This is a genomic window from Streptomyces albus subsp. chlorinus (assembly GCF_013302895.1).
GTDB lineage: Bacteria > Actinomycetota > Actinomycetes > Streptomycetales > Streptomycetaceae > Streptomyces > Streptomyces chlorinus.
Window position 1 is genome coordinate 1,316,001 of sequence record NZ_VJOK01000001.1, and the last position, 1,474, is coordinate 1,317,474.

2 protein-coding genes are annotated in these 1,474 nt (G+C 75.9%); one reads left to right on the plus strand and one right to left on the minus strand.

All coding sequences use genetic code 11. The features are described from left to right. Positions 1-562, plus strand: a 562-nt coding sequence (locus FM076_RS06030; RefSeq protein WP_243274330.1) for an SDR family NAD(P)-dependent oxidoreductase, incomplete at its 5' end; no start/stop codon positions are given. 87 nt (positions 563-649) lie between these two features. Here FM076_RS06030 and FM076_RS06035 read toward each other — a convergent pair. Then, positions 650-1,474 (minus strand): M23 family metallopeptidase (locus tag FM076_RS06035; protein WP_173868881.1); only part of this gene is annotated, 825 nt, incomplete at its 5' end.

Genomic DNA, 1,474 nt, shown 5'->3' on the forward strand with positions numbered 1-1,474 from the left:
CGTCGCGCGGGCCCAGGAGGCGTTCGGCGGGCTCGACGTCCTGGTCAACAACGCCTACTCCTGCCACCGCGACCCCGACCGCTTCGAGGAGTGGGAGGAGGCGCCCTGGTACGAGGACTTCGAGGTCACGCTGCACGGCGCGGCGCGCTGCGCCCGCGCCGCGCTGCCGCTGCTCGCGCGGTCCGGGGGCCGGGGCGCGATCGTCAACGTGGGCTCCGTCAACGCCGAACAGCACTTCGGCGACCACGCCTACAGCGCCGCCAAGGCCGGCCTCGCCTCCCTGACCCGCACCCTGGCGGTCGAGTCGGCCCCGCGCGGCGTACGGGTCAACCTCGTCGAACCGGGCACCGTGCGCACCGATGTGTGGCGGGACCGCGCCGCGATGCTGGAGCAGGCGCGCGCCCACTACCCGCTGGGCCGCGTCGGGGAGCCGGAGGACATCGCGGCGGCCGTCGCCTTCCTGGCGTCCCGCGACGCGGCCTGGGTCACCGGGGTGTCCCTGCCGGTGGACGGCGGTCTGCTGGTGTCCAACCTGGCGATGAACCGCACGATGGCGCGGTGAGGAGAGGCCGCCCCGGCCCCGTCCGGCGAACCGGGCGGGGCCGGGGCGGCGTCGCCTGCTCGCGCGGGCACTCGGTGCCGCGGGGCCTCAGACGTCCACGCCCCGGTTGCGCAGCCACGGCACGGGGTTGACGCCCGAGCCGACCTCCGGGGTGACGCGCACCTCGAAGTGCAGATGCGGGCCCGTGGAGTTGCCCGTGTTCCCGGACAGCCCGATGCGCTCGCCGGCCCGCACCCACTCGCCCTCCTTGACCTGGATCCGGGACAGGTGCGCGTACTGGGTGTAGTAGCCGTTGGCGTGCCGGAGGACGATCTGGTTGCCGAAGGGGCCGCCGCAGCTCGTCTCGACGACCCGCCCCGCGCCGACCGCCCGTACGGGGGTGCCGACGCCGACGGCGAAGTCCTGGCCGGTGTGGGTGTGCGCCCAGCGCTTGCCCGACGAGGCGAAGCCCGCCGAGAGCGTGTAGTCCTTCACGGGGGCGACCCACTTCTCGTCGCTGCCGCCCCCGTCCTTCGGCGGAGGGCTGTAGGCGCAGCCGCCGGACGCGCTGACGGGTACGGCCTGGAGGGCCGCGCGCGAGATGGGGCCGGCGGCCCGCGCCGCGCGCTCGGCGCGTGCCCGGCGCATCCGTTCCGTGGCCTGCGCGAGCCGCCGTTCCACGGTGCGCTTGGCCTGCCGTTGCCGGGCGGCGTTCGCCTTCAGCCTGCGCAGCTCCTTGCGCTCCCGGGCCCGGTCACCGACCAGCCGGTGCTGGGTGATCTCGGTGGTGCGCAGCAGCCGCTGGAAGGCGTGGTCGCCCTGGCGCTGGGAGCGGAGCCGGTCGAGCAGGGCGGTGGGCGAGTCGGCCAGCAGCAGCCGGGTGCCCGGGGCCCAGCCGCCCAGTTGGTACTGGAGGCGGGCCACGGCGCCCCA